General features: G+C 71.2%; 22 protein-coding genes. 12 read left to right on the forward strand and 10 right to left on the reverse strand.

Annotation, left to right across the window (positions count from 1 at the left end; translation table 11 throughout):
- The 6 genes from C1M51_RS02340 to C1M51_RS02365 form a co-directional block, all read right to left on the reverse strand.
- Positions 1 to 627, reverse strand: a complete 627-nt coding sequence (locus tag C1M51_RS02340; RefSeq protein ID WP_129448049.1) for a molecular chaperone — start codon at positions 625 to 627, stop codon at positions 1 to 3.
- Positions 628 to 655: 28 nt separating this feature from the next.
- Positions 656 to 2812 carry a 4Fe-4S dicluster domain-containing protein gene (locus C1M51_RS02345; RefSeq protein WP_242499949.1) on the reverse strand — a complete coding sequence of 719 codons (2157 nt, stop codon included), beginning with the start codon at positions 2810 to 2812 and terminating at the stop codon, positions 656 to 658.
- The gene (locus C1M51_RS02350) at positions 2727 to 3413 is read right to left on the reverse strand and encodes a DUF3306 domain-containing protein (RefSeq protein ID WP_129448050.1); all 687 of its coding nucleotides are present in this window, start codon (positions 3411 to 3413) and stop codon (positions 2727 to 2729) included. Before C1M51_RS02350 ends, C1M51_RS02345 begins: the two co-directional genes overlap by 86 nt.
- The gene (locus tag C1M51_RS02355; RefSeq protein ID WP_129448051.1) at positions 3410 to 3910 is read right to left on the reverse strand and encodes a DUF3305 domain-containing protein; all 501 of its coding nucleotides are present in this window, start codon (positions 3908 to 3910) and stop codon (positions 3410 to 3412) included. The genes C1M51_RS02350 and C1M51_RS02355 overlap by 4 nt, the downstream gene beginning before the upstream one ends.
- Before the next feature lie 17 nt (positions 3911 to 3927).
- Complete coding sequence (gene apbC / locus C1M51_RS02360; protein WP_036236502.1) at positions 3928 to 5025, reverse strand: iron-sulfur cluster carrier protein ApbC; 1098 nt, start codon at positions 5023 to 5025, stop codon at positions 3928 to 3930.
- Between the two features lie 72 nt (positions 5026 to 5097).
- Positions 5098 to 6888: a PAS domain-containing sensor histidine kinase gene (locus tag C1M51_RS02365; RefSeq protein WP_129448052.1), complete on the reverse strand. Its 1791-nt coding sequence runs from the start codon at positions 6886 to 6888 to the stop codon at positions 5098 to 5100.
- 194 nt (positions 6889 to 7082) lie between these two features.
- Between C1M51_RS02365 and metG the strand changes: the two genes are divergently transcribed.
- Together metG and C1M51_RS02375 are read left to right on the forward strand one after the other, a co-directional pair.
- Positions 7083 to 9188 carry a methionine--tRNA ligase gene (gene metG / locus C1M51_RS02370; RefSeq protein WP_129448053.1) on the forward strand — a complete coding sequence of 702 codons (2106 nt, stop codon included), beginning with the start codon at positions 7083 to 7085 and terminating at the stop codon, positions 9186 to 9188.
- A 189-nt stretch (positions 9189 to 9377) separates the two neighbouring features.
- Entirely contained in the window at positions 9378 to 11036 is a 1659-nt protein-coding gene (locus C1M51_RS02375; RefSeq protein ID WP_129448054.1) for a SulP family inorganic anion transporter, read from the forward strand.
- 7 nt (positions 11037 to 11043) lie between these two features.
- Here the strand turns inward: C1M51_RS02375 and C1M51_RS02380 are convergent, their stop codons facing one another.
- Positions 11044 to 12582, reverse strand: coding sequence for a CYTH and CHAD domain-containing protein (locus C1M51_RS02380; RefSeq protein WP_129448055.1), 1539 nt, complete (start codon positions 12580 to 12582; stop codon positions 11044 to 11046).
- A 108-nt stretch (positions 12583 to 12690) separates the two neighbouring features.
- Here C1M51_RS02380 and C1M51_RS02385 point away from each other — a divergent pair, with 108 nt between their 5' ends.
- The 4 genes from C1M51_RS02385 (at position 12691) to panC (ending at position 15676) form a co-directional block, all read left to right on the forward strand.
- Entirely contained in the window at positions 12691 to 12891 is a 201-nt protein-coding gene (locus C1M51_RS02385) for a DUF3460 family protein (protein ID WP_129448056.1), read from the forward strand.
- Positions 12892 to 12904: 13 nt separating this feature from the next.
- Positions 12905 to 13756 (forward strand): ScpA family protein, encoded by an 852-nt coding sequence (locus C1M51_RS02390; RefSeq protein WP_129448057.1) that lies wholly within the window; start codon positions 12905 to 12907, stop codon positions 13754 to 13756.
- 73 nt (positions 13757 to 13829) lie between these two features.
- Positions 13830 to 14669 carry a 3-methyl-2-oxobutanoate hydroxymethyltransferase gene (gene panB / locus C1M51_RS02395; protein WP_129448058.1) on the forward strand — a complete coding sequence of 280 codons (840 nt, stop codon included), beginning with the start codon at positions 13830 to 13832 and terminating at the stop codon, positions 14667 to 14669.
- 161 nt (positions 14670 to 14830) lie between these two features.
- Positions 14831 to 15676 carry a pantoate--beta-alanine ligase gene (gene panC / locus C1M51_RS02400; RefSeq protein ID WP_129448059.1) on the forward strand — a complete coding sequence of 282 codons (846 nt, stop codon included), beginning with the start codon at positions 14831 to 14833 and terminating at the stop codon, positions 15674 to 15676.
- Between the two features lie 18 nt (positions 15677 to 15694).
- On the opposite strand, the gene C1M51_RS02405 is transcribed toward panC, so the two are convergent.
- Complete coding sequence (locus C1M51_RS02405) at positions 15695 to 15907, reverse strand: hypothetical protein (protein ID WP_129448060.1); 213 nt, start codon at positions 15905 to 15907, stop codon at positions 15695 to 15697.
- 228 nt (positions 15908 to 16135) lie between these two features.
- Here C1M51_RS02405 and C1M51_RS02410 point away from each other — a divergent pair, with 228 nt between their 5' ends.
- The 4 genes from C1M51_RS02410 to C1M51_RS02425 all read left to right on the forward strand — a co-directional run bounded on the left by C1M51_RS02410 (position 16136) and on the right by C1M51_RS02425 (position 19964).
- A complete protein-coding gene (locus C1M51_RS02410; RefSeq protein WP_129448061.1) occupies positions 16136 to 16756 on the forward strand; it encodes a ParA family protein in 621 nt (206 codons plus the stop codon).
- 4 nt (positions 16757 to 16760) lie between these two features.
- Positions 16761 to 17213: a MaoC family dehydratase gene (locus C1M51_RS02415; RefSeq protein ID WP_129448062.1), complete on the forward strand. Its 453-nt coding sequence runs from the start codon at positions 16761 to 16763 to the stop codon at positions 17211 to 17213.
- A 116-nt stretch (positions 17214 to 17329) separates the two neighbouring features.
- Positions 17330 to 18076: a response regulator transcription factor gene (locus tag C1M51_RS02420; protein ID WP_129448063.1), complete on the forward strand. Its 747-nt coding sequence runs from the start codon at positions 17330 to 17332 to the stop codon at positions 18074 to 18076.
- 49 nt (positions 18077 to 18125) lie between these two features.
- Positions 18126 to 19964 (forward strand): hybrid sensor histidine kinase/response regulator, encoded by a 1839-nt coding sequence (locus C1M51_RS02425; protein ID WP_129448064.1) that lies wholly within the window; start codon positions 18126 to 18128, stop codon positions 19962 to 19964.
- Between the two features lie 36 nt (positions 19965 to 20000).
- Here C1M51_RS02425 and C1M51_RS02430 read toward each other — a convergent pair whose 3' ends face one another.
- Complete coding sequence (locus C1M51_RS02430; protein ID WP_129448065.1) at positions 20001 to 20558, reverse strand: hypothetical protein; 558 nt, start codon at positions 20556 to 20558, stop codon at positions 20001 to 20003.
- 68 nt (positions 20559 to 20626) lie between these two features.
- Positions 20627 to 23440: a DNA polymerase I gene (polA, locus tag C1M51_RS02435; protein ID WP_129448066.1), complete on the reverse strand. Its 2814-nt coding sequence runs from the start codon at positions 23438 to 23440 to the stop codon at positions 20627 to 20629.
- A 77-nt stretch (positions 23441 to 23517) separates the two neighbouring features.
- Here polA and C1M51_RS02440 point away from each other — a divergent pair, with 77 nt between their 5' ends.
- Together C1M51_RS02440 and C1M51_RS02445 are read left to right on the forward strand one after the other, a co-directional pair.
- Complete coding sequence (locus C1M51_RS02440) at positions 23518 to 23880, forward strand: hypothetical protein (protein ID WP_129448067.1); 363 nt, start codon at positions 23518 to 23520, stop codon at positions 23878 to 23880.
- Between the two features lie 6 nt (positions 23881 to 23886).
- Entirely contained in the window at positions 23887 to 24861 is a 975-nt protein-coding gene (locus C1M51_RS02445) for a homoserine kinase (RefSeq protein WP_129448068.1), read from the forward strand.
- The last annotated feature ends 8 nt before the right edge of the window (positions 24862 to 24869 follow it).

Raw genomic sequence — 24869 nt, forward strand, 5'->3', positions numbered from 1 at the left:
CTATTCGATCAGGTCGAAGCCCTGCGTCTCGACTTCGACGAAGGCGCGCAGGAAGCCGGCCACGGCACGGTAGAAATCGGCGCGCGGGTGCGCCTCGATCGCGGCGCACAGCGCCTCGGCCCAGGTCTGCAGGTGGATGCGGAAGAAGCGCCGCTGCTGTTCCAGGTTGCAGATCTCGGGGTCGTCGCCGGCGATCAGGAAGCGCATCACCTCGCACACGCTGGCGATGTGATCCTCGGTCTCGCTCACGCCGTCGGCGCGCTCCAGCCCCAGGCTGCGCAGGTCCGCGCGCAGCTCGACCAGCGGCCGGTCGTTCAGCGCGCCGGCCAGGTGGAAGGAGCCGTAGAGAAAGATCTCGGCCCGCCCGACACCGAGGAACAGCGCGTCGTACTCGGCGGCCACCGCGTCCGGCGGCACGCGCCGCGCGGCCGCCACCACCTCGCCCCAGGCCGGCTCGAGAAAACCGCCGGGCGTGGGCGCCTCGGTCGGCGCCACGCGCAGCTGCGCGTGGAAGGCGGCATCGGGCGGCGCGACGAACAGCTGCGCGAGCAGGCCGTAGATCTCGGCCCGCGCGAGTTCCTCGCGGTCGTCGGCCGGCGTGGCGAACTGGATCGGTTGCGGTTTCATCGGGAGGCAGTCCTGTCGCTCACGCGGCTCAGAGGTCGGTGATCTTCACTTCGTTCGGGTTGGTGTGCAGGTCGATCACGCGGCAGTCGCCGCACATCTTCAGGCGCTCGAGCGCCGCGCCCTGGAACATCGAGTGGCCCGCCAGCTTCGTCAGCATGCCCTCGATCGCCTTCTGCGTGCCGAAGGGCTTGCCGCACTTCACGCAGGCCCAGGGCTGCATCTCGTGCAGCACGCGCGGCTGCTTGCGCGCCTTGCCGCTGTCGGCCAGCCACAGGCGCGGCGCGAGCGCCAGCGCGTCCTCCGGGCAGGTGACGACGCACAGCCCGCACTGCACGCAGTTCTTCTCGGTGAAGCGCAGTTGCGGGCGCTCGGGGTTGTCGCCCAGCGCGCTCTCGGGGCAGGCGCCCACGCAGCTCAGGCACATCGTGCACTTGCCGGTGTCGATCTGCAGGCTGCCGAACGGCGACGCGGCCGGCAGCGCGATCGCCTCGGGCACCGGCCGCGCCGGCGCCTGGGCCAGCAGGTGGTCGAGCGCGAGGTCGAGCGTGGCGCGCTTGTCGGCCTGCACCGCAAAGCCGGCCGGCTGCGCGACGGTCTGCGCCGGCTCGACCTGCAGCGCCGCGTCGAGCGAGGCGACGTCGCGCGCCTCGATCAGCCGCAGGTGGCGGCCGCGGTAGCCCAGTCCGTCGAGCAGCGCCTGGCCCACGGCCATCTGGGCCGCCACCGCCGCGCGGTAGTCGGGCGCCTCCTCGTCGGTCATCAGCACCCAGACCTGCGCGGCGCCCTGGGCGATGGCCGCGAGCCAGAGGTCGAGCCCGACCGAGGCGGTGTGGAACACATCGACCGGGATCACGCGGGCCGGCACGCCGCGGACCGCGGGATCGGTGCGCGCCGCGCGACCGAGCGCGTCGACCAGCTGCACGCCGGCACCCTGGCTGTGCAGCAGCAGCGCCGCGTCACCCACGAGCTTGGGCCCGCCGGCCTGGCGGTAGGCGGAGAGCAGCGTGCGCAGCCGCTGGCCCTGGTGCGCCGGCGTGGGCGTGGCATAGGTCAGCGCGCCGCTGGGGCAGACGGTGGTGCAGGCGCCGCAGCCCACGCACAGGCTGGGGTTGACGGCGATGCCACCCTTGTCCGGCCCGTCCTCGCTGCGCCGGCTGCCGATGGCCTGTGCGGAGCACACGTCGATGCAGGCGGTGCAGCCTTCGCGTTCATTGCGGCTGTGGGCGCAGAGCTTGTGCTTGTACTGGAAGAACTTGGGCTTCTCGAACTCGCCCACCAGCCCGCGCAGGCGCAGCGCCGCGGACACGAGCCGGGCCTCGTCGGCCGCGTGGAAGTAGCCCTGGGGCGGCTGGTGCAGGCCGATCAGCGGCTCGACGCCGAGATCGAGCACGAGGTCAAAGCGCTCGGTGGTCTCGCCCGGCACACGCTGGAAGTCGATGGCGCCGGCGGCATCGCAGACCTTCACGCAGTCGCGGTGGGCGCTGCACTTCGCCAGGTCGACCTGGTAGCTGAAGTCGATCGCCGACTCGGGGCAGGCCTCGACACAGGCATTGCAGCGCGTGCACAGGTCCAGGTCGATGGGATTGGTCGAGGTCCAGGTCGCCTCGAAGGCGCCGAGCCAGCCGGTCAGCGCCGTCACCCGGCCCGCGGCGACCGGCAGGCTGCGCGCCTGCGGCAGCCTGCCGCCGGGCGCCGTGAGCAGCAGCGACACGTCGAGTGCGTCCTGCAGCAGCAGTGCGGCGCGCTGCGCCGCGTCGGCCGGGCCGACGATCAGGCAGCGCCCGGCCGAGCGGTAGCCGACGGTGGCGACCGGTTCCGGATCGGGCAACTGAGCCGCTGCCAGCAGCGCGGCGAGCTTGGGCGTGAGCGTCGACGGCCGTGCACGCACGTCCTTCGACCAGCCGCCGGTCTCGCGCAGGTTGACGAAGCGGATCGGCCGCTCCTGCACGCCGGGTGCGCCCTCGGTCTCGGCGTTGAGCTCGAGGAACAGCCGCTGCTCCTGGGTGCAGGCGACCACCAGGTCCTCGCCCGATTTCGCGGCGCGCTGGAACGCGCCGGCCTCGCGGCGGCACAGCAGCGTGTGGACGACGTCGAGGCCGTCAGAGGCCGCCGGTCCCAGCGCGCGTTGCAGCGCCGGGCCGTCCAGCGGCATCGTCTGGTTGCAGTTGCAGATCAGGGTCTTCATCGGAGGCGTGGGGCACAGCGGCGACGGCGGGAGCCTTCGCGCCTGCGTCCTCGGCAGGGGGAAAGGTGGACGGGGACGCCTCCGCGACAGGCACCGCGTCGGCAGGGTGGACGGGCGTGGCGGGCGCTTGCGCTGCAGCACGGGCTTGGGCTTCGGCCCCGGCCTGCGCTTCGGCCGCTTCCTCGGCGGCGAACAGGCCCATGAACTTGGCCTGGTTCAGCTGGCGCAGCATGGCCATGGGGATCGGGTCGGGCTGGCTGTAGTCGTCGATGTAGATGTCGAGCCCGTCCATCACGTTGTAGTGCGGGTCGGTGAACAGCTTCTTCACCGCCGCGCGCTTGACGTCCTCGTCGACGCCGCGCGCGACGAAGCGCGACACCTCGTCGCCGGGCCGCAGCGCCGCCACGTCGTCGAGCGTCGGCAGCGGTTCGGCGGGCGCATCGGCCGCCGGATCGGCGGGCAAGGTCGGCACGACGGCCGGCGCCTCGACGAGCGCGGCGGGAGCGGCCGGCAGCGGCTCGTCCGGCGGCTGCCGGCCGCCCTTCACCGCGGCCTTGCGGCGCGACCAGCGCGACAGAAAGCCGTCGGCAGCGTCGCTCATCGCTGCTCCGGCGGCAGGAAGGAGGCCGGACGCTTGCGGCGCTTGGGTTCGGGCCGGTAGTGCGCGTCGTTCCAGGCCTGCAGCCAGGCGGTCACGTCGGGCGGCAGCGGCAGGTTGTCGACGCGCTCCTGCGCGTCGAGCCATCGGCCGGCCTCGTTGTACGACAGGCTCACGGTCTCGGGCCAGGCGCGCGAGGGGTCGTCGTCGGCGATGCGCCAACTCACGAACCACACCGGCGCGCCCGAGCTGAGGTTGAGGTAGTAGCCCTCGCATTCGTCGGCGAACAGCTCGACGGTGAAACCGGGGTGCAGCCAGCGTGCCAGGCGGCCGTCGTCGCGCAGCAGGCGGGGCGTGGTGCCGAACGCGCCCTCGTCGTCGCGCAGCACCTCGACGAGCCGGAAGCGCCAGTCTTCCCAGCGGTTGGGGCTGGCCTCGCGCTCGATCACCACCGCCACGGTCACGGAGGGTCGCGCTGCCGGGCGATCGCTTCCGTCCATCCGCGTGCTGCCTCCGCTCAGGTGGTCTTGGAGATGCTGATCGTCGGGAACTTGGACGAGTAGTCCTTGGCCTTCTCGGCGATCTTGATCGCGATCTTGCGGGCCACGCTCTTGTAGATGCCGGCGATGTCGCCGTCCGGGTCGCTCACCACCGTGGGCCGGCCGGCATCGGCCTGCTCGCGGATCGCCATGCTGAGCGGCAGGCCGCCGAGGTAGTCGACGCCGTACTCGGTGCTCATCTTCTGGCCGCCGTCGGCGCCGAAGATGTGCTCGGTGTGGCCGCAGTTCGAGCACACGTGCACCGCCATGTTCTCGACCACGCCGAGGATGGGCACACCGACCTTCTCGAACATCTTCAGGCCCTTGCGGGCGTCGAGCAGCGCGATGTCCTGCGGCGTGGTGACGATCACGGCGCCGGTCAGCGGCACCTTCTGCGACAGCGTGAGCTGGATGTCGCCGGTGCCGGGCGGCATGTCGACGATCAGGTAGTCGAGCTCGCGCCAGTTCGTCTGGCGCAGCATCTGCTCCAGCGCCTGGGTGGCCATCGGGCCGCGCCAGATCATCGGGCTGTCGGCGTCGACCAGGAAACCGATCGACATGACCTGCACGCCGAAGTTCTCGAGCGGCTCCATGCTCTTGCCGTCGGCGCTCTCGGGGCGGCCCTCGATGCCGAGCATCATCGGCTGGCTGGGGCCGTAGATGTCGGCGTCGAGCACGCCCACGCTGGCGCCCTCGGCGGCCAGCGCCAGCGCCAGGTTGACGGCGGTGGTGCTCTTGCCCACGCCGCCCTTGCCCGAGGCCACCGCGACGATGTTCTTCACGCCAGGCAGCAACTGCACGCCGCGCTGCACCGCGTGCGAGACGATCTTCACGCCGAGATTCGCACTAACGTTCTCGACGCCGGGCACGCCGCGCGCGGCGGCGATCAGCGCCTTGCGCAGCGCCGCGATCTGGCTCTTGGCGGGATAGCCGAGTTCGACGTCGAACGCGACGTCGCCGCCCTCCAGCTTCAGGTTCTTGAGCTGCCGGGTCGAGACGAAGTCGCGGCCGGTGTTCGGATCGACGACGGCTTTCAGCGCGGCGAGCACGGCGGCGTCGTTCAGGAGCGAGGTCATGGGTCTATGAAGTGGTGTGCAAAGGCGCGGCCGAGTCTAGCCGAGCCCTGCCCCGCGAACCGGTGCGCGACTTCAGGGCCCCGTCGGCCGCAGGGGCAGGGAAATCCAGAACAGCGCGCCCGGCCCGGACGGTGCCGGCGCGAGCCCGACGTGGCCATCGAGCTGCATCGCCTGTTCGCGGCAGATCGCCAGGCTCAGGCCGATGCCGGGCCGGCCCTGGGTCGGCTCGGGCGGTGCAAAGGGGTCGAAGGCCCGCTCGGCATAACCCTCGGGCAGCGCCGGGCCGTCGTCGAGCAGTTCCACCCGCACCGCGTCGCCGTGCCGCGAGGCCGCCACCCGCACCTCGCCGCCGGCCGGCGAGGCGTCGGTCGCCAGCGTCAGCAGGCGCGACAGCAGCCGCCCCAGGTCGCGCGTGTCGGCCTGCACCGGCAGCGGGCCGTCCGGCGGCTCCAGCAGCAGGCGCACCTGCTGGCGGCGCGCCCGCACCTGGGCGGCGCGGACCGCGGCGCGCAGTTCCGACGCCAGGTCGGTGGGCACGACGCGGGCGTGGCGCGGCCCGGCCCGCAGGCGTTCGAGCTCCAGCAGGTCGTCGACCAGTCCCAGGGTGCGCTCGCTGTGGCCCCAGGCCAGCGTGAGCTGCTGGCGCAGCGGGGCCTCGAGCGCACCCGGCGGCAGCATCGGCAGCAGCGCCAGCGCATCGCGCACCTGCGCCAGCGGCTGCCGCAGCGCGTCGCCCAGCATCGCGGCGAAGGCGTGCGTCATGCGCACCGCACGTTCGGTCTCGCTGAGATCGCGGCACAGGCAGATGCCGATGCGCTCGCCGTCCACGTGCGTCTGCACCAAGGCGATCTCCATCGGCACCTCGACCCCCCCGCTGCCGGCGCGCTGGCCCGCCACGGTGTCGCGGCGCACGGTCCACGGCGACGGCGTGAGCCCGTCGAGTTCGGCCTCGGGCTGCGTGACCGGCCAGTCCAGGTCTTCGGCCAGCGACGGGATCAGCAGCGAGATCGGCTGTCCGCCGATGCCCTGGCGCGAGCGCCCGAACATCACTTCGCCGGCCGGGTTGATCCATTGCACGCGCCCGGACTCGTCGTAGGCGATTGCGGCTTCGCTGATGTGCTCGAGCACCATGCGCAGGCGGCGCTGGGCATCGAGCATGCGTTCCTGGGCGTGCCCGCGCTCGCTGGCCTCGCGCTCCATGCGCCGGCCTGCGGCCGCGAGCTGGGCCGCGAAGCCGCGCACCGCGAGCAGCGCCACCACACCCAGCAGCGCGGCCACCACCGCCACCAGCACGATCAGCTTGTCGGTCGCTTCCCGCGCGGCCTGCCCGCCGGCCGCACGCTCAGCCTGCAGGCCCGCCTCGGTGCGCCGCAGGCCGGCGAGTTCGGCAGCGATGCGGGTCCGGGTGGGCGCGGCCACGCGGAACAGCGACTGCACATAGGCCGAACCCAGCCGCTGCCCGGCCGTGCAGGCCTGCTGCAGCGGCAGCGTGTAGAGCTGCTGCCATTCACGCAGCGCCATCGTCAGCGACTCGACGCGACCGACCTGCGAGGGGTTGTCCGCCACCAGGCCGCGCAGGCGCGCCAGCGGTTCGCTCCAGGGGTTGCCGTCCGGGCGGCCTTCGGGGGCCGAGGCCACCGGCGCCCCGACGGCCACGCACAGCGCCATCTCGGTGGGCGGCGCCGCGAGGCGGTCGAGTTCGGCCAGCACCGCGATCGCCTGTTCGCTGCGCAGGCGCAGCTCCTGCGACTGCAGCAGCGCCGCGTAGTCGCGCCAGCCGATCAGCAGCAGGCCGACCAGCAGCACCAGCAGTCCGCAGAACACCAGCGGCAGGCGCCACGCCACGTACAGGCCGCGTGGCATTCAGGCGCTCCCGACGGCGAACCGCAGGGCGGTGGGACGGAGCGTGCGGTGAGGCGGCAGGAGCGGGTTCATGCGGAGCGGAAGCCGGAGAGACAGGCCGGCGGCAGCCGGGCAAGGGTCGGATTATCGGGGGCCAGACCTACAATCTTTTTCTTCGGCCATTGTCCCTGCCGGCCCCCGCCGGCCCCGTTCCCATGCCGCGCCAGCTGTTCGTCACCACCGCCCTGCCCTATGCCAACGGGCATTTCCACATCGGCCACATCATGGAGTACATCCAGGCCGACATCTGGGTGCGCTTCCAGCGCATGCAGGGCCACGTGGTGCACTTCGTCGGCGCCGACGACGCGCACGGCGCGCCGATCATGATCGCCGCCGAGAAGGCCGGCAAGACGCCGCAGCAGTTCGTGGCCGACATCGCCGCCGGCCGCAAGCCCTACCTCGACGGCTTCCACATCGCCTTCGACAACTGGCACTCGACCGACGGCCCCGAGAACCACCAGCTCGCGCAGGACACCTACCGGGCGCTGCGCAAGAACGGCCTGATCTTCACGCGCGAGATCGAGCAGTTCTTCGATCCGGTGAAGGCCATGTTCCTGCCCGACCGCTACATCAAGGGCGAGTGCCCGAAGTGCGGCGCGAAGGACCAGTACGGCGACTCCTGCGAGGTCTGCGGTGCGGTCTACGCGCCCACCGAGCTGAAGAACCCCTACTCCACGCTGACCGGCGCGACGCCGGTCATGAAGACCAGCGAGCACCACTTCTTCCAGCTCAGCTCGCCGCGCTGCCTCGACTTCCTGAAGGACTGGACCCACGGCAGCGCGCCGATCAGCGGCCAGCCGCGACTGCAGCCCGAGGTGCTGAACAAGATCAAGGAGTGGTTCGCCACCGACGAGCAGGGCCACGGCGGCCTGGCCGACTGGGACATCTCGCGCGACGCGCCCTACTTCGGCATCGAGATCCCCGACGCGCCGGGCAAGTACTTCTACGTCTGGCTCGACGCCCCGATCGGCTACCTGGCCTCGCTGAAGAACTACTTCGACAAGCAGGGCCTGGACTTCGAGGCCTTCATGGCCGACCCGAAGACCGAGCAGGTGCACTTCATCGGCAAGGACATCACCTACTTCCACACGCTGTTCTGGCCGGCGATGCTGCATTTCAGCGGCCGGCGCACGCCTGACCACGTGTTCGTGCACGGCTTCATCACCGTGAGCGGCGAGAAGATGAGCAAGAGCCGCGGCACCGGCATCTCGCCGCTGCGCTACCTCGAGATCGGCATGAACGCCGAGTGGCTGCGCTACTACATCGCGGCCAAGCTGAACGGCCGCGTCGAGGACGTGGACTTCAACCCGGACGACTTCGTCGCGCGGGTCAACAGCGACCTGGTGGGCAAGTACATCAACATCGCCAGCCGCGCGGCGGGCTTCCTGTCCAAGCGCTTCGACGGCCGGCTGACCGCCGAGCTGCCGGTCGAGGGCCGCACGTTGCTCGAAGGCCTGCAGGCCGCGCGCGACGACATCGCGCGGCTGTACGAGGAGCGCGAGTACGCGAAGGCCCTGCGCGAGACCATGGCGCTGGCCGATCGCGTGAACGAGTACGTCGACGCCCACAAGCCCTGGGAACTCGCCAAGCAGGCTGGCCAGGACGCACGCCTTCAGCAGGTCTGCAGCACCTGCATCGAGGCCTTCCGCCTGCTGACGATCTACCTGAAGCCGGTGTTGCCGGCGCTGGCAGCGCAGGTCGAAGGGTTTTTGAACGTCGAGCCAATGCGCTTCGCCGATGCCGGCCGCCTGCTGGGCGCGCACGCGATCGGCGAATACAAGCACCTGATGCAGCGCGTCGACCCGAAGCTGCTCGACGCGCTGTTCGAGCCGCCGGCGGAGCCCTCACCCCAGCCCTCTCCCGTGCCGGGAGAGGGAGCCAACGGCGGCGGCGCACCGCCCGGCGGCGAGGCGCTGGCGCCGACGATCACGATCGACGACTTCACCAAGATCGACCTGCGGCTTGCGCAGATCGTCGATGCCGCGCTCGTCGAGGGCAGCACGAAGCTGTTGCGCCTCACGCTCGACATCGGCGAAGGCCGCCACCGCACCGTCTTCAGCGGCATCCAGTCGGCGTTCAAGCCGGCCGACGTGATCGGCAAGTTCACGGTGGTGGTCGCCAACCTGGCGCCGCGCAAGATGAAGTTCGGTCTCAGCGAGGGCATGGTGCTGGCCGCGTCGCACGGCGACGAGAAGGCCCACCCCGGGCTCTACCTGCTCGAGCCGACGCCCGGCGCCGTGCCGGGCCTGCGGGTGCGATGACGCCCGCTGCCGCGCGCGACCCTCGATGAGCGACCCGCGCGACGCCCGCCCCCTGCCCCGCGCCGAGACGCGGACCTGGGGGCCGTCGCGCCGCCGCCGCCACATCGCCCGCCTTCACCACTGCGGTCCTCCGGCAGCCCGGCCTTCCGCCGCGCTGCCGCCCGCCCCTGACGCCCGAGGACCCGCCCCATGCAACTGCACCGCTTCCGCCCGCGCCTGCTCGATGCGCTGAAGACCTACGACCGCGGCCGCTTCGCCGCCGACGCCGGCGCCGGCCTGACGGTCGGCGTGATCGCCCTGCCGCTGGCGATGGCCTTCGCGATCGCCAGCGGCGTCAAGCCCGAGCAGGGCCTGTTCACCGCGATCATCGGCGGCTTCCTGGTGTCGGCGCTCGGGGGCTCCAGTGTGCAGATCGCCGGGCCGGCAGGCGCCTTCATCGTCATCGTCTACGGCATCGTCGAGCGCTACGGCCTGGCCAACCTGCTGATCGCCACGGTGCTGGCCGGCGCGATGCTGTTCGCGCTCGGGCTGTTCCGGCTTGGCGGCCTGGTGCGCTACGTGCCGATCACCATCGTGATCGGCTTCACCAACGGCATCGCGGTGCTGGTGGCGCTGTCGCAGCTCAAGGACCTGTTCGGCCTCGTCACGCCCAAGCTGCCGGCTGACTTCTTCACGCAGATCGGCGTGCTGCTCGAGCACGCCGACAGCTTCAACCCGATGGCCTTCGCGATCGGCCTGCTGTCGCTCGCGCTGCTGTTCGCCTGGCCGCGGCTGCAGAAGCACCACACCGTGGTCGAGCACACCACGCTGCGCAGCGCGTCGCGCATGCCCGCGCCGATGGTGGTGCTGGTGCTGGCCACCACGGCCACCGCACTGCTGCACCTGCCGGTCGAGACCATCGGCTCGCGCTTCGGCGGCATCCCGCAGGCGCTGCCGGCCTTCGTGTGGCCCGAGCTCAGCTGGCGCAGCGCGAAGGAGCTGTTCATCCCGACGCTGACGATCGCGATGCTGGGCGCGGTGGAGTCGCTGCTGTGCGCGCGCGTGGCCGACAACGTGGGCACCGTGCCGAAGCACGACCCGAACCAGGAGCTGATGGCGCAGGGCATCGCCAACGTGGTGACGCCGTTCTTCGGTGGCATCCCGACCACCGGCACGATCGCGCGCACGGTCACCAATGTGCGGGCCGGCGCGACCAGTCCGGTCGCCGGCATCGTGCATGCGGTCACGCTGCTCGTGGTGGTGCTGGTGGCGGCGCCGCTGGCCGAGCACGTGCCGCTGGCGGCGCTGGCCGGCATCCTGCTGTTCGTGGCCTGGAACATGGGCGAGTGGCACGAGTTCGCACGGCTGCGGCACTTCAGCCTGCCCTACCGCATCATCCTGGTCGGCACCTTCCTGCTGACGGTGGTCTTCGACCTGTCGGTGGCGGTGCAGGTGGGCCTGGTGATGGCCTGCGCGTTCTTCATCTACCGCATGAGCACGCTGTTCCGCATCGAACCGGCCCCGGCCGAGACGCCGCCGGGCGTGGTGGTCGAGCGGCTCTACGGTGCACTGTTCTTCGGCGCGGTGGCCAAGCTCGAGGCGGTGCCGGCGCGCCTGCCGGCCGGCACACGGGTGCTGGTGCTCGAGGCACAACGGCTGATCTCGATCGACGCCAGCGGTGTCGACGCCCTCACCCAGCTCTACCGCACGCTGCAGCGCCAGGGCGTGGGGCTGCAGCTGTGCGAGCTGAACGAGCAGCCGCGCTCGCTGCTGCAGCGCAGCGGCTTCTCGGCGCTGATCGGTGAGGAGCGCATCGCGCCCACGCTGGCCGAAGCGCTGGCGCGGTCGGTCGCGCCGACGGCCGCGTGAACCCCGCTCAGTCGGGCCAGAACGGCCGCGCCTTGCGCAGGCGCTTCAGCGACCGGCTGCAGGCGGCCAGCGTCGCCTCGCGCCGCGCTGCGAGCCAGCCGAGAGCGAACCAGGCCTGCGGCTGCTGCGCCACCAGCGGCCGGTAGGCCGCCAGCGCCACGCACACGTCGTTGAACTCGCCCAGGTGCTCCTGCGCCTCGCGCAGGGCATCGAGGTAGCGTTCGACGGCGCGGCGCTGAAACAGGCCGGCGGTGAACTCGATGGTGTAGCGCAGCCGCTTCAGGCGCTTGCGCAGGCGGTGGCGCGCCTCGTCGCTCAGGGTGTCGAAGCGCTTCGCGTCGCGCAGCGCCTGCGCGTGCCAGGCCTGCAGGCGCTGCGCCGCCAACGCCGGCAGCGCGGGAGAGACTGCTTCGTCGGCTGGCGGAGTGACCGGGGCGGCCGGCCGCGCCAGCTCGGCCAGCAGATCGAACCACACCGCGCCGTGGCAGGTGCGCTCGGCATCGGTCCAGCGCGGCGGGTCGGCGGCGGCCGGCAGCGCCAGCGGCGCCTCGCCCAGGGCGGCCAGCGCGGCGTCGACTTCGCGCTGCAGCCCGCCACGCAGCACCTCGGCGTCGCGCGCGCGACCGAGCTCGCGGAACAGCGCCGCCGCCGCGTCGGCCCAGGCCGGCACCGCCGGCACGCCTGGCCAGCCCTCGAAACAGCGCTGCGCCGAGCGCAGCCGCCGCAGCGCCACCCGGAGCTGGTGCACAGGCTCGGCCGCGCGGCTGCCAGCGGCGATTTCACTCCAGTTGGGCGTGGCCTGCGCCAGCACGTTGCGCAGCACGGCATCCCAGGCGTCGCGGGCCGGCATGTCCTTGCGCAACCGCGGCGGCTCGGCCTTGACGGCCGGCACCGGCTCGCCCGGCGACAACCCGCGCGCCAGGCGATCACCGCGTTCGGCCTTGGTCCGCACGTCCAGCCACAGGCCGTGGCGCAGCGCGAGGCGGCGCGCCACCTCCACCACCGCCTGCGGCGCACCGCGCAGCAGCTCCACCTCCAGCTCGCACACCGGCCAGCGGCGCTCATCGCCGTCGGCACCGCGGGCCACGATCTCGCCGCGATCGAGCGCCAGCTCCACCGTGCCGTGGCGGCTGCGCAGCGGCCGGTGCAGACGGCGGATGTCGGTGCGGTACTGCGCGACGAGCGCCGGGGCCTGCGCCTCGCCGTCGCGCGGCGCGAGCGCGGCGCTCAACGCCGCATGCGGCGGCGTGCCGGCATGGCGTGCCGGATCGGCCTCCTGCGGCACCTGGCCGGCGGGCACGACCAGCGGCACGTTGTGCTCGCCGCGCGCCATGCCGTGTGCCGGCCCGGCCTTCAGCGTCTGCACCCAGCGCCGGCCTTCCTTGCGCAGCCGCAGCGCGATGCCGGCCGCCGCCAAGCGGCGGTCCGGGGTGTCGAAATAGACCGCCTGCAGCCGCGTGCGCACCGCGGCCGGCGTGGCCACCGCGCGCTCCACGGCGGCCAGCGCCGAGGCCGGCACCTGCAGCTTGAGTTCGATCTCGGTCATCGCGCGAATATGGCATGGCCATGTGACAGTGACCGCCGCGTGACAGCCCGCCGCCCAGGCCAGCCTGGCACGCCCGGTAAAATGGCGGCCGAACTCTGAAGCCCTGCCATGCCGCTGTTCTGGAAACCCTATCGCTCCGACGTGACCGACTTCATCGCCACGCTGAAGCAGCGCGATCCGCAACTCGAGGAGAGGCAACGCCAGGGCCGCGCCCTGCTGTGGGACCGCCCGCAGGACCGCCAGGCCGCCGCCGAGCAGCGCGACGCACGGGTGCCCCAGCAGCCCTACGTCTACCAGACCAAGGGTTGAGCGCGAGCTGCGCGTGCGCGCGACCGTGATCGGCAGCAACGACAGCGTGGTCGCCGAAGGGGCGGCCCCGACCGACGTGGTGGACCAGATCGCCCTGGCCCGCCTGTACGGCGAGCCGCTGTTCGCGCTGCCGACCGACCTGTACATCCCGCCCGACGCACTGGAGGTCTTCCTCGAGACCTTCGAGGGTCCGCTGGATCTGCTGCTCTACCTGATCCGCAAGCAGAACTTCAACATCCTCGACATCCCGATGGCGGATGTGACGCGGCAGTACCTGGCCTATGTGGACCAGATCCGCGACCGCAACCTCGAGCTGGCCGCCGAGTACCTGCTGATGGCAGCGATGCTGATCGAGATCAAGTCGCGCATGCTGCTGCCGCCCAAGCGCAGCGAGGAAGGCAAGGAAGCCGAGGACCCGCGCGCCGAGCTGGTGCGCCGCCTGCTCGAGTACGAGCAGATCAAGGCCGCGGCCGCGCAGCTGGACCGGCTGCCGCAGCTGGGGCGCGATTTCCTGCGCGCGCAGGTGCACATCGAGCAGTCGCTCACGCCGCGCTTCCCCGACGTGAACGTCGACGAACTGCGCGAGGCCTGGCTCGACATCCTCAAGCGCGCCCGGCTCGTGCAGCACCACAAGATCACGCGCGAGGAGCTGTCGGTGCGCGAGCACATGAGCCTGGTGCTGCGGCGCCTGCAGGGCCGCCGTTTCGTCGAGTTCGAGGACCTGTTCGAGACCCAGCGCGGCCCGCAGGTGATGGTGGTGACCTTCATCGCGATGCTGGAACTGGCCCGCGAGCACCTGATCGAGCTGACGCAGGCCGAGGCCTTCGCGCCCCTGTACGTCCGGCTCGCCTACCAGCCGTCCTGAGTTCCCCGGGCGCCGGGCCGGCGGCATGCTGGCAGAATCCGCCGCCCCAGCGTCGAAAGACAGCCGCCCGACCATGAGCAGCCACTCCTCGCCCGCCGACACCCCGAGTGCCCGCAAGCCCGTCACGCTGCACACGCTGCGCGAGATGCACGCGCGCGGCGAGAAGATCGCCATGATCACCGCCTACGACGCCAGCTTCGCCGCGCTGGTGGACACCGCCGGCGTCGACTGCATCCTGGTGGGCGATTCGCTGGGCATGGTGCTCAAGGGCCAGTCGAGCACGCTGTCGGTCACGATGGAGCAGATCGGCTACCACACGCGCAGCACCTCGCGCGGCACCAAGGCGGCCTTCCTGATCGCCGACATGCCGTTCGGCAGCTACCAGGAGAACCCGGTGCAGGCGCTGCGCAACGCCGGCACGCTGATGGCGGCCGGCGCGCAGATGGTCAAGCTCGAGGGCGGCGGCTGGACGCCGGAGACGGTGAACTTCCTGGTCGAGCGCGGCGTGCCGGTGTGCGCCCACCTGGGCCTCACGCCGCAGAGCGTGCATGCGCTCGGCGGCTACCGCATCCAGGGCAAGGACGAGGCCGGCGCCGCCACACTGCGCCGCCACGCCAAGGCGCTGGCCGACGCCGGCGCGGCGATGATGGTGCTGGAGCTGATGCCCTCCAGGGTGGCCCGCGAGGTGCAGGCCGACAACCCGGGGCTGATGACCATCGGCATCGGTGCCGGGGCCGGTACCGCCGGCCAAGTGCTGGTGCTGCACGACATGCTGGGCGTGACGCGCGGCAGGCTGCCACGCTTCGTACGCAACTTCATGGACGGCGCCACGTCGATCGAGGACGCGGTGCGTCGCTACGTGGCCGCGGTCAAGGACGGCAGCTTCCCCGACGAAACCCTGCACGCCTACTGAGATGGACCACCCCCGAAGCGCCTGCGGCGCCTCCCCCTCCAGGGGGCGCCCCCAGCGGGCCGGCGAAGCCGGACCCGCGGCGGCCACTCGCTGCGGCGGGTGCCTGCGGCGGTCCGGATCTCACTGAGTCACCACGGACCCTCTTCGACCGTCCTCGCATCATGCGCGTCGTCCACACCATCGCCGAACTGCGCCAGGCCCTGGCCGCCACGCGGCCGGCCGCGCTGGTGCCGACCATGGGCAGCCTTCACGAGGGCCACCTGGCGCTGGTGAAGCAGGCGCGCGACCACGGCGGCCCGGTGGTGGCCAGCATCTTCGTCAACCGGCTGCAGTTCGCCCCGCACGAGGACTTCGACCACTACCCGCGCACGCTGGAGCGCGACTGCGACCTGCTCAAGGGCGTGGGCTGCAACCTGGTGTTCGCGCCGACCGAGTCCGAGCTCTATCCGGAACCGCAGACCTACAAGGTGCAACCGCCTGGCGAACTGGCCGACGTGCTGGAGGGCGCCTTCCGGCCAGGCTTCTTCACCGGCGTCTGTACCGTGGTGATGAAGCTGTTCCAGTGCGTGCAGCCGCGCGTGGCGGTGTTCGGCAAGAAGGACTACCAACAGCTGATGGTGCTGCGCGGCATGGTGCGCCAGTTCGCACTGCCGATCGAGATCGTTGCGGTGGACACCGCACGCGCCGACGACGGACTGGCACTCAGCTCACGCAATGCCTATCTGAGCGAGCCCGAGCGCGCCGAGGCGCCGCAACTGGCAGCCACGCTGCACGCCGTGCAGGCCGCGGTGCTGGCGGCCGCGAAGAGCGGGGCCCGCATCGACGCCACGGCGCTCGAGGCGCAGGCGATGGGCACCCTGCGGTCGCGCGGCTGGGCACCGGACTACGTGGCGCTGCGCCGCCGCAGCGACCTCCAGGCCCCGGCCGACCCCACGGCCGAGCCGCTGGTGGTGCTGGCCGCCGCCCGTCTGGGCACGACCCGGCTGATCGACAACCTGGAAATCTGAGGCGCAGCGCCGGCGCCCTCAGCCCTGGAGCCGGATGGCGCCCGCCGCCACATAGCGTTGGAAGTCCGCGATCGGCATCGTGGCTGCGCCGTGCGTGTCCTCGTCGGACCAGCTCAGCATGGCATCCATCTCGGTCGTCTCGACCTCGATCGGACCGGGCCGGATGACGATCATCGGACCGTCGCCTTCGCGGTACTCGACCTTGCCGAGGATCTGTGCAGCTTGGCTCATGGCGTGCTTTCGAGCGATGTGACCGCATCGTCGCCGAGCCGCCGCCGGGTCGTTAGAAGACAGTCCCGCGCACCGGCGTAGCCGATCTCCTACACCGCCGCGGACGAGAGGCCTCCGAGGCCCTTTCCCCCGCCCCATCGTTCCGGGCACTCGGGCGGGAGTGCGAGGCTGCCGCTAACATAGCCCGCGCACTCTCCCAGCGACCCGACCTTTGCACAGGAGCAAGCAATGCCCGTGATCGTGGTGGCCAATCCCAAGGGCGGCGTGGGCAAGTCCACGCTGTCCACCAACCTTGCCGGCTACCTGGCCCGGCAGGGTCACGCGGTGATGCTGGGCGACGTCGATCGCCAGCAGTCGGCGCGCACCTGGCTGGGCCTGCGGTCCGCCGCGCTGCCGGCGATCACCGGCTGGGAGCTCCAGCCCGACCACCTGGTCAAGCCGCCAAAGGGCACCAGCCACGTCGTGCTGGACACGCCCGCCGGCCTCCACGGCAAGAAGCTCGACGAGGTGATGCGGATCGCCGACCGCGTGCTGGTGCCGCTGCAGCCGAGCATCTTCGACATCTACGCGACACGCGACTTCATCACGGAGCTGCTGGCGCGCCGCAAGAGCGAGCGGGTCGACGTGGCGGTGATCGCCAACCGCGTGCGCGACGGCAGCATCTCGGCCGGGCAGCTCGACAGCTTCCTCGGCACGCTGGGCGTGCCGCTGCTTGGTCACCTGCGCGACACGCAGAACTACATCCATCTTGCAGCCCGCGGGCTGACGCTGTGGGACGTGGCGCCGAGCCGCGTCGAGAAGGACCTGGAGCAATGGACGCCGCTCACGCGCTGGGCCGAGGGCCACTGAGCGCATGCGCCGCTACGAACACCTTGCCGATCTGCGGGCCCTTGTCGGCGAACCGCTGGGCGACAGCGACTGGCTGATCGTCGACCAGGCCCGCATCGACCGCTTTGCCGACGCCACCGAAGACCGGCAGTGGATCCACGTCGATCCGCAGCGCGCCGCCCAGGGGCCGTTCGGTGCACCGATCGCGCACGGCTTCCTGACGCTGAGCCTGCTGCCGGTGTTCTTCGAAAGCGCCTACGCGATCGCCGACGTGCGCATGGCCGTCAACTACGGGCTCGACCGCGTGCGCTTCACCGCACCGGTGCCGGTGGGCAGCCGCCTGCGCGCGCGCTTCACGCTGAAGTGCTGGGACGCGATCGACGGCGGCGCCCAGCTTGGCATCGAGGCCGTGATCGAACGCGACGGCGCAGCCAAGCCGGTGTGCATCGCCGAGTCGCTGATCCGCTGCTTCACCTAGCACCGGCCCGCGGCGGCTTGCAGCAGGCGTCGCCGGTCTCACCCGAAAGAGGGCGTGTCCGGCATCGCCCCTCCGCTACCATCCTGCGGGCTCTACCCAACGCACGGAGGCAAGCGATGAAGGTCCTGCTGGTCGATGACCACCCGCTCATCCTGTCGGCCCTGAAGGCCGTGATCCAGGGTCTCGGCGACGACGTCACCGTGGTCGGTGCCGGCAGCGCCGCCGCAGCCCGCGCCACCCTCAAGTCCGATGCCGATTTCGACCTGGTGCTGCTCGACCTGCAACTCGGCGATGCCAACGGCTTCGACCTGCTCGCCGAACTGCGCAACGCCTACCCAGCCCTGCCGGTAGTCGTGGTGTCGGCCAGCGACCGCACCAGCGACGTGATCCGCTCGATCGACATGGGTGCGATGGGCTTCGTGCCCAAGCGCGCCAGCAACGACACGCTGTTCGAGGCCCTGCGGCTGGTGATGTCCGGCGGCATCTACGTGCCGCCGATGACGATGGGCGTCGACGGGGGCGGTGCCAGTGCCGCGCCGGTGGCCGAGCCCGACACCGTGCCGGGCTACATGAAGGTCATCGGCTCGCAGGCCGCGAAGAGCGACTACCAGACCACCCCCACGCTGGCCGCGCTGGGCCTGACGCCGCGGCAGACCGACGTGCTGGCGCTGCTGCTGCAGGGCAAGCCCAACAAGCTGATCGCGCGCGACCTGAACCTGTCGGTGGAGACCATCAAGGACCATGTCGCCGCGGTACTGCGGGCGCTCGGCGTCAACTCCCGCACCCAGGCCGTGCTGGCGGTGAGCCAGATGACCCAGCAGGCGGGCGGACTCACCTCCACCTGGCGCCTCGGCAACCGCTGATCCGGCGCCGTACGGCGGAGGGCCCGGCCGCACACCTGAACCACGACCCATGAACGCCCTGCCTCCGCTGCCTCCGCTGCCTCCCCTGCCCCTGCCGCCCGAGCGCAAGACGGTCAGCCGCGCCGACCTGCTGCCCGACGTGGTGCGCACGCTCTACAGCCAGACCGGCGTGTCGCTGTCGGGCAACCTGCTCGGCGCGATGGTGCTGACGATGATCTACTGGCCCGTTGCGCCGTCCCGCGAGCTGATCGCCTGGTCCGTGCTGTTCGGGCTGGTGTGGGTACTGCGCCTCGTCACGCTGCGGCGCTACGCGCATGCCGGCTGGGCCGCAGCGTCGTCGCAGGCCGTGCACTGGCAGCGCCTGTGGAACGCTGGCGCCATGGCCTCGGGCGCCTGCTGGGGCCTGGCGGCCTGGATGTTCTACGAGCACGGGCGGGCCTTCCACCAGACCACCCTGCTGCTGATCATCTACAGCTTCTGCGTCGGCTCGATCACGCTGATGGCTTCGCAGCACCGCGCGTTCTTTGCCTTCATCTCGCTGTGCTTCGTGCCGACCATCTTGCGCATCGCAACGCTGGGCAGCACCGACAACCTGCTGCTGGCCGGCGTGCTGAGCCTCGTGTTCCTCATGACGACGATCCTGGGTCGGGCCTACCGCCGCACCTTCGACCGCGCCATCGAGCTCAAGGTACGCACCGAGATGCTGGCCGTGCAGCTGCAGACCGAGAAGGCCGCCGCCGACGAGGCCAAGCGCGCAGCGGAAACCGCCAACCGCGCCAAGACCCAGTTCTTCGCGGCAGCGAGCCATGACCTGCGCCAGCCACTGCACGCGATGGGCCTGTTCGCCGAGGCGCTGCGCGCCAAGAGCCGCGGCGACGAGGAGGTGACCCACCTCGTCAACAGCATCAACAGCTCGGTCGACGCTCTGGAGGGTCTGTTCGGCGAGCTGCTCGACATCACCAAGATCGACACCGGCGGCGTCGAGCCGCAGCCGCGGCATTTCGCGCTGCGCGAACTGTTCCAGCGCCTGAAGCTGCAGTACGAGCCGACCGCCTTCGAGAAAGGTCTGAGCCTGCGCTTCCGCGGCGCGCACCACGTGGTCTACGGCGACCCGGTGCTGGTCGATCGCATCGTGCGCAATCTGCTGTCCAACGCCATCCGCTACACCGTCGACGGTGGCGTGCTGGTCAGCGCCCGCCGGCGCGGCGATGAGGTGCTGCTGCAGGTGTGGGACACCGGCGTGGGCATCGCCCCGACCGAACAGCCGCGGGTGTTCGACGAGTTCTATCAGGTGCAGGCGAACGCGCCCCTCGGGTTGCACCAGCCCAAGGGGCTGGGACTGGGGCTGTCGATCGTGCAGCGCCTGGCCCGCCTGATGGGGGCACCGCTGCACCTCGCGTCCGTGCCCGGCCAGGGCTCGGTGTTCACGCTGACGGTGCCGCCCGGCAAGGTCCAGCGCAGCCAGCTCTCCGAACCGGGCACCGGCAAGCCGGCGCTGGGACTGACGCTGGAGCATCGCCACATCGTCATCGTCGAGGACGAGCCAGCGGTTCGGGAGGGGCTGGTCGTGCTACTCAAGGGCTGGGGCGCCAGCGTGGAATCCTTCGACACCGTCTCGGCCGCCGAGGCCTGGGCCGGCAGCCCCGGTGTGACGACCCCCGACCTGGCGATCGTCGACTACCGCCTGCCCGAAGGGCGCACCGGCATCGAGGCGCTGACGAGCCTGCGTGCCGCCTTCGGTCAGCCGCTGCCGGCTATCCTGGTGACCGGCAGCACCATGACCGGCCACGAGGAAGAGTCGAACCGCCACGACTTCCACCTGCTGATCAAACCGGTGGCGCCGAACAAGCTGCGCGCGATGATCGCCTTCAAGCTGGGTCTGCGCTGAGCATCCGATCGATGCACGCAGCGGCGTGCCACCCCCTCACTCGATCAGCAGCGCGGGCAGCCAGTGCGACTTCGGGTCGGCCCGATCGAGCTGACGATAGCCGATGGGCCGCAGCGTGCCGCCTTCGCGCGGCGTGATGATCGGGTCCAGATCCACGTCATGGAGTTCGCCGCGCAGACCGCGCTCGGTGAAAGCCAGCTTGTAGAACAGACCATCGCGCCCGCTGATGTGCAGGGCGCCCGGCTTGGTCGCGATGAACATCAGCGCGTATTCGAGCGGCAACAGGTCGTCGCGCGATACCGTGTCTTCGCTGCCATAGGGGAAGTGGCAGAGCTGCTGGCGCGCACCGGCCACGCAACGGAACGGCCGCATCGCGAGGAAGCGCTCGGTGAACCCCTCGCCGGCGAGCACGAAGCGGAAGCGCCAGCGGTCGGCACTCACCGGCTCGAAGCGCACACGGCCGATCTCCAGGCGCTCGCCGCCCGCGCCGAGCAGCAGCACGCGCTTCTCGCCGATCAGATCCTGCGCCCGCAGCCACTGGGGCGCGCCGGCGGTGACGACGAACCACAGGACCAGCAGGGCGGCCCGAGCCATACGAAGCCGCTTTTTTTTCATCCAAGGTCTCCAGGCGCCGCAGCAGCGTCTGGGCGCCGAGCTTACGCTCAGTGAGCGAGATCCCAGTTCGCGCCCACGCCCACCTCGGCCAGCAGTGGCACCTTCAGCTCGGCCACGCCGGCCATCAGTTCCGGCACGGCGGTCCGGGCCCAGTCGAGTTCGGCCTCGGGCACCTCGAACACCAGCTCGTCGTGCACCTGCATCACCATGCGCGTGGCGCGCTGCTGCACGTCGAGCGCGGCCTGCACCGCGATCATCGCGAGCTTGATCAGGTCGGCCGCGGTGCCCTGCATCGGCGCGTTGATCGCCTGGCGCTCGGCGCCGGTGCGGCGCGGACCGTTGCCGCCGTTGATCTCGGGCAGGTAGATGCGGCGACCGAACAGCGTCTCCACATAGCCCAGTTCCTTGGCCCGCGCGCGGGTCTCGTCCATGTAGCGCTTCACGCCGGCGAAGCGCGCGAAGTAGCGGTCGATGTAGTCCTTCGCCGCCTTCTGCTCGATGCCGAGGTTGCTCGCCAGGCCGAAGGCTCCCATGCCGTAGATCAGGCCGAAATTGATGACCTTGGCATAGCGCCGCTGCTCGCTGCTGACCTCGGCCACCGGCACGTTGAAGACCTCGCTCGCGGTGGCGCGGTGCACGTCCAGGCCCTCGGCAAAGGCCTTCAGCAGGCCCGGATCCTCGGAGATGTGGGCCATGATGCGCAGCTCGATCTGCGAGTAGTCGGCGCTCAGGATCACGTGGCCGGGCGGCGCGACGAAGGCCTCGCGCACGCGCCGGCCCTCGGGCGTGCGGATCGGGATGTTCTGCAGGTTGGGGTCGTTGCTGGCCAGTCGGCCGGTCACCGCGACCGCCTGCGCGTAGTTGGTGTGCACGCGACCGGTGGCCACGTTCACCATCAGCGGCAGCTTGTCCGTGTAGGTGCCCTTGAGCTTGGCGAGCGAGCGGTGCTCCAGCAGCTTGGCCGGCAGTGGGTAGTCGGCCGCCAGCTCGGCCAGCACCTCCTCGTCGGTGCTCGGCGCGCCGCTGGCGGTCTTCTTCTTCGCCGGGATGCCCAGCTTGTTGAACAGGATCTCGCCGATCTGCTTGGGGCTGCCCAGGTTGAATGGCTGCCCGGCCAGCGTGTGTGCCTCCTGCTCCAGTGCCACCATGCGCTGCGCCAGCTCGGCGCTCTGGCGCGCAAGCAGCGCGCTGTCGATCAGCACGCCGTGGCGCTCGATGCGGCCGAGGATCACCGAGGTCGGCATCTCGATGCGCTCGTAGACCTCGCGCAGGCGCGGCGCGGCCTCGAGCTGCGGCCACAGGACCCTGTGCACGTCCAGCGTCATGTCGCTGTCCTCGCCCGAATACTCGGTGGCGCGCGTCAACTCGACCTGCGCGAACGGGATCTGCTGCGCGCCCTTGCCGGCCACGTCCTCGTAGCTCAGGCCCTTGCGGTCGAGATGGCGGCTGGCCAGGCTCTCCAGGCTGTGCGGCTTGTGCGCCTCCAGCACGTAGCTCTGCAGCAGGGTGTCGTGCACGTAGCCGCGCACCGCGATGCCGTGGTTGGCGAACACATGGGTGTCGTACTTGACGTTCTGGCCGAGCTTGGCGCGCGAGCCGTCCTCGAGCCAGGACTTCAGCGCCGCCAGCACCTCGTCGAGCGGCAGCTGGTCGGGCGCGCCCGGGTAGGTGTGGGCCAGCGGGATGTAGCAGGCCTCGTGCGGCTGCACGCTGAAGCTCAGGCCGACGATGCGTGCCCGCATGCCATCGAGCGAGTCGGTCTCGGTGTCCAGCGCCACCAGGTCGGCCGCCTCGATGCGCGCGCGCCACGCCTCGAAGGCCTCGCGCGTCAGCACGGTCTCGTAGCGCTTGTCGACCGCCGGCGCGCCGCCACCATCAGCCGGCCTGGTGCCCGCCGGGTCGGCGAACAGCGCGCTCTGCCCCTGCCCGGCCTCCGCCGCTGCCACTTGCGGGGCCGGCGTGGCGGCGGCACGGGCCGACTCGAGCTCATTGCGCCACGCGCGGAAATCGTTGTGCGTGTAGAAGGCCAGCAGGGCTGCGCGGTCGGTCTCGCGCCAGGTCAGCGTGTCCCAGGCGGCCGTGCCGTTCCAGCCCGGCAGTGCCTCCGACAGATCGCAGTCGGTCTTCACGGTCACCAGCCGGCGACCCAGCGGCAGCCAGTCCAGCGCCTTGCGCAGGTTCTCGCCGGCCACGCCCTTGATGGCGTCGGCCGCGGCCATCACGCCGTCCAGCGAGCCGTGCTCGGCGATCCACTTGGCGGCGGTCTTCGGGCCCACTTTCTCGACCCCCGGGACGTTGTCGACGGCATCGCCGACCAGCGTCAGGTAGTCGACTATTGCGGAGGGCGGCACGCCGAACTTCTCTGTCACGCCGGCCACGTCGAGCCGCTCGCCGCTCATCGTGTTGATCAGCGTCACGTGCGCGTCGACGAGCTGCGCCAGGTCCTTGTCGCCGGTCGAGACGACGACCCGCTGGCCGCGCGCCGCCGCCGCCCGCGCCAGCGTGCCGATCACGTCGTCGGCCTCGATGCCCGGGATCTCGAGCACCGGCCAGCCCAGCAGCCTCACCACCTGGTGGATCGGCGCGATCTGCTTCGCCAGGTCCTCCGGCATCGAGGCCCGGTTGGCCTTGTACTCCGGGTACCAGTCGTCGCGGAAGGTCTTGCCCTTGGCATCGAACACGCAGGCCGCGTGGGCCGACGGGAACTCCTCGCGCAGCTTCTTCAGCATCGCCACCATGCCGCGCACCGCGCCGGTCGGCTCGCCGGCCGGATTGCGCAGGTCGGGCAGCGCGTGGTAGGCGCGGTAGAGGTAGCTGGAACCGTCCACCAGTAACAGGCAGGAATCGTCGTGAGCGCTCATGGCACTGATTGTGGCCGCTGCCCCGGGGCGCATGACCCGCCCCCCGAAAGCCGCAGGCCGCGTCCTACAATCCCGTCATGCTGCTGCAGCGCCCCCTGACTCTCGCCCTGCTGTGCTGCGCCTGCGGCGCGGTCCCGGGGCTCGCCCTGGCCCAGGCGGCCGCAGCCGCGTCGGCACCAGCCGCCCGCGTGGTGCAGGAGACCCAACCCACCACCCGCGGCGAGCCGGCGGTCAAGCGCAGCGTCATCGAGGACGACAACGCGCGCGTCGAGGAACTGCGCGTGCGCGGTGCCGTGCAGAGCATCAAGGTGCAGCCCAAGGGCCCGGTGAAGGCCGAGTACGAGGTGCTGCCGATCGATGCCGGCCGCGACTCCGCGGAAGGCCCCAGCTCGGCGAAGGGCGGCGCCGGCCGGCGCGTCTGGCGCGTCCTGAGTTTCTAGGCCGCCATGGCGGTCTTCACCGAAGTCGGCTTCGACGAAGCCGCGGCCCTCGCGCACAAGGTCGGCCTCGGGCCGCTGAAGGCGCTCAAGCCCATCAAGGCCGGGATCGAGAACACCAACTACTTCCTCACCGCCGAGCGCGGCGAGTACGTGCTGACGCTGTTCGAACGGCTGAGCTTCGAGCAGCTGCCGTTCTACCTGCACCTGATGAAGCACCTGGCCGGGCGCGGCATCCTGGTGCCGATGCCGCAATCCGATGCCGACGGCGAAATCCTCCATGCGCTGTACGGCAAGCCGGCCGCCATCGTCGAGCGCCTGCGCGGCGGCCACGTGCTGGCCCCCAGCGCGGCGCATTGCCAACAGGTCGGTGCCATGCTGGCCCGCATGCACGAGGCCGGCCGCGACTACCCGCACCACCAGCCCAACCTGCGAGGCCTGGCGTGGTGGGACGAGACGGTGCCGCAGATCCTGCCCTTCCTCGCTCCCGCACAGCGCGCGCTGCTGGAGGACGAGCTGGCGTTCCAGCACAGCGTCAGCGCGTCGGCCTCCGACGCCGCCCTGCCGCGCGGACCGATCCATGCCGACCTGTTCCGCGACAACGTGATGTTCGACGAGGACGCCGAGGGCCGCTCCCAGCTCACCGGCTTCTTCGACTTCTACTTCGCCGGCGTCGATCGGCTCGCGTTCGACATCGCCGTCTGCCTGAACGACTGGTGCATCGACCTCGCCAGCGGCCGGCTGCTGGAAGACCGGGCCACGGCCTTCGTGACGGCCTACGCCGAGGTGCGCCCACTCACCGGCGACGAACTGCGCCTGCTGCCTGCGCTGCTGCGCGCCGCGGCGCTGCGCTTCTGGATCTCGCGGCTGTGGGACGTGCACCTTCCGCGCGAGGCCAGCATGCTGGTCCCTCACGACCCCACCCACTTCGAGCGCGTGCTGCGCGAGCGCATCGCGACGCCCTGGCATCCCGCGGGCCGCTGAGCCTCCCG

It is taken from the genome of Methylibium sp. Pch-M, assembly GCF_004136295.1.
In the GTDB taxonomy this organism is placed as follows: domain Bacteria; phylum Pseudomonadota; class Gammaproteobacteria; order Burkholderiales; family Burkholderiaceae_C; genus Methylibium; species Methylibium petroleiphilum.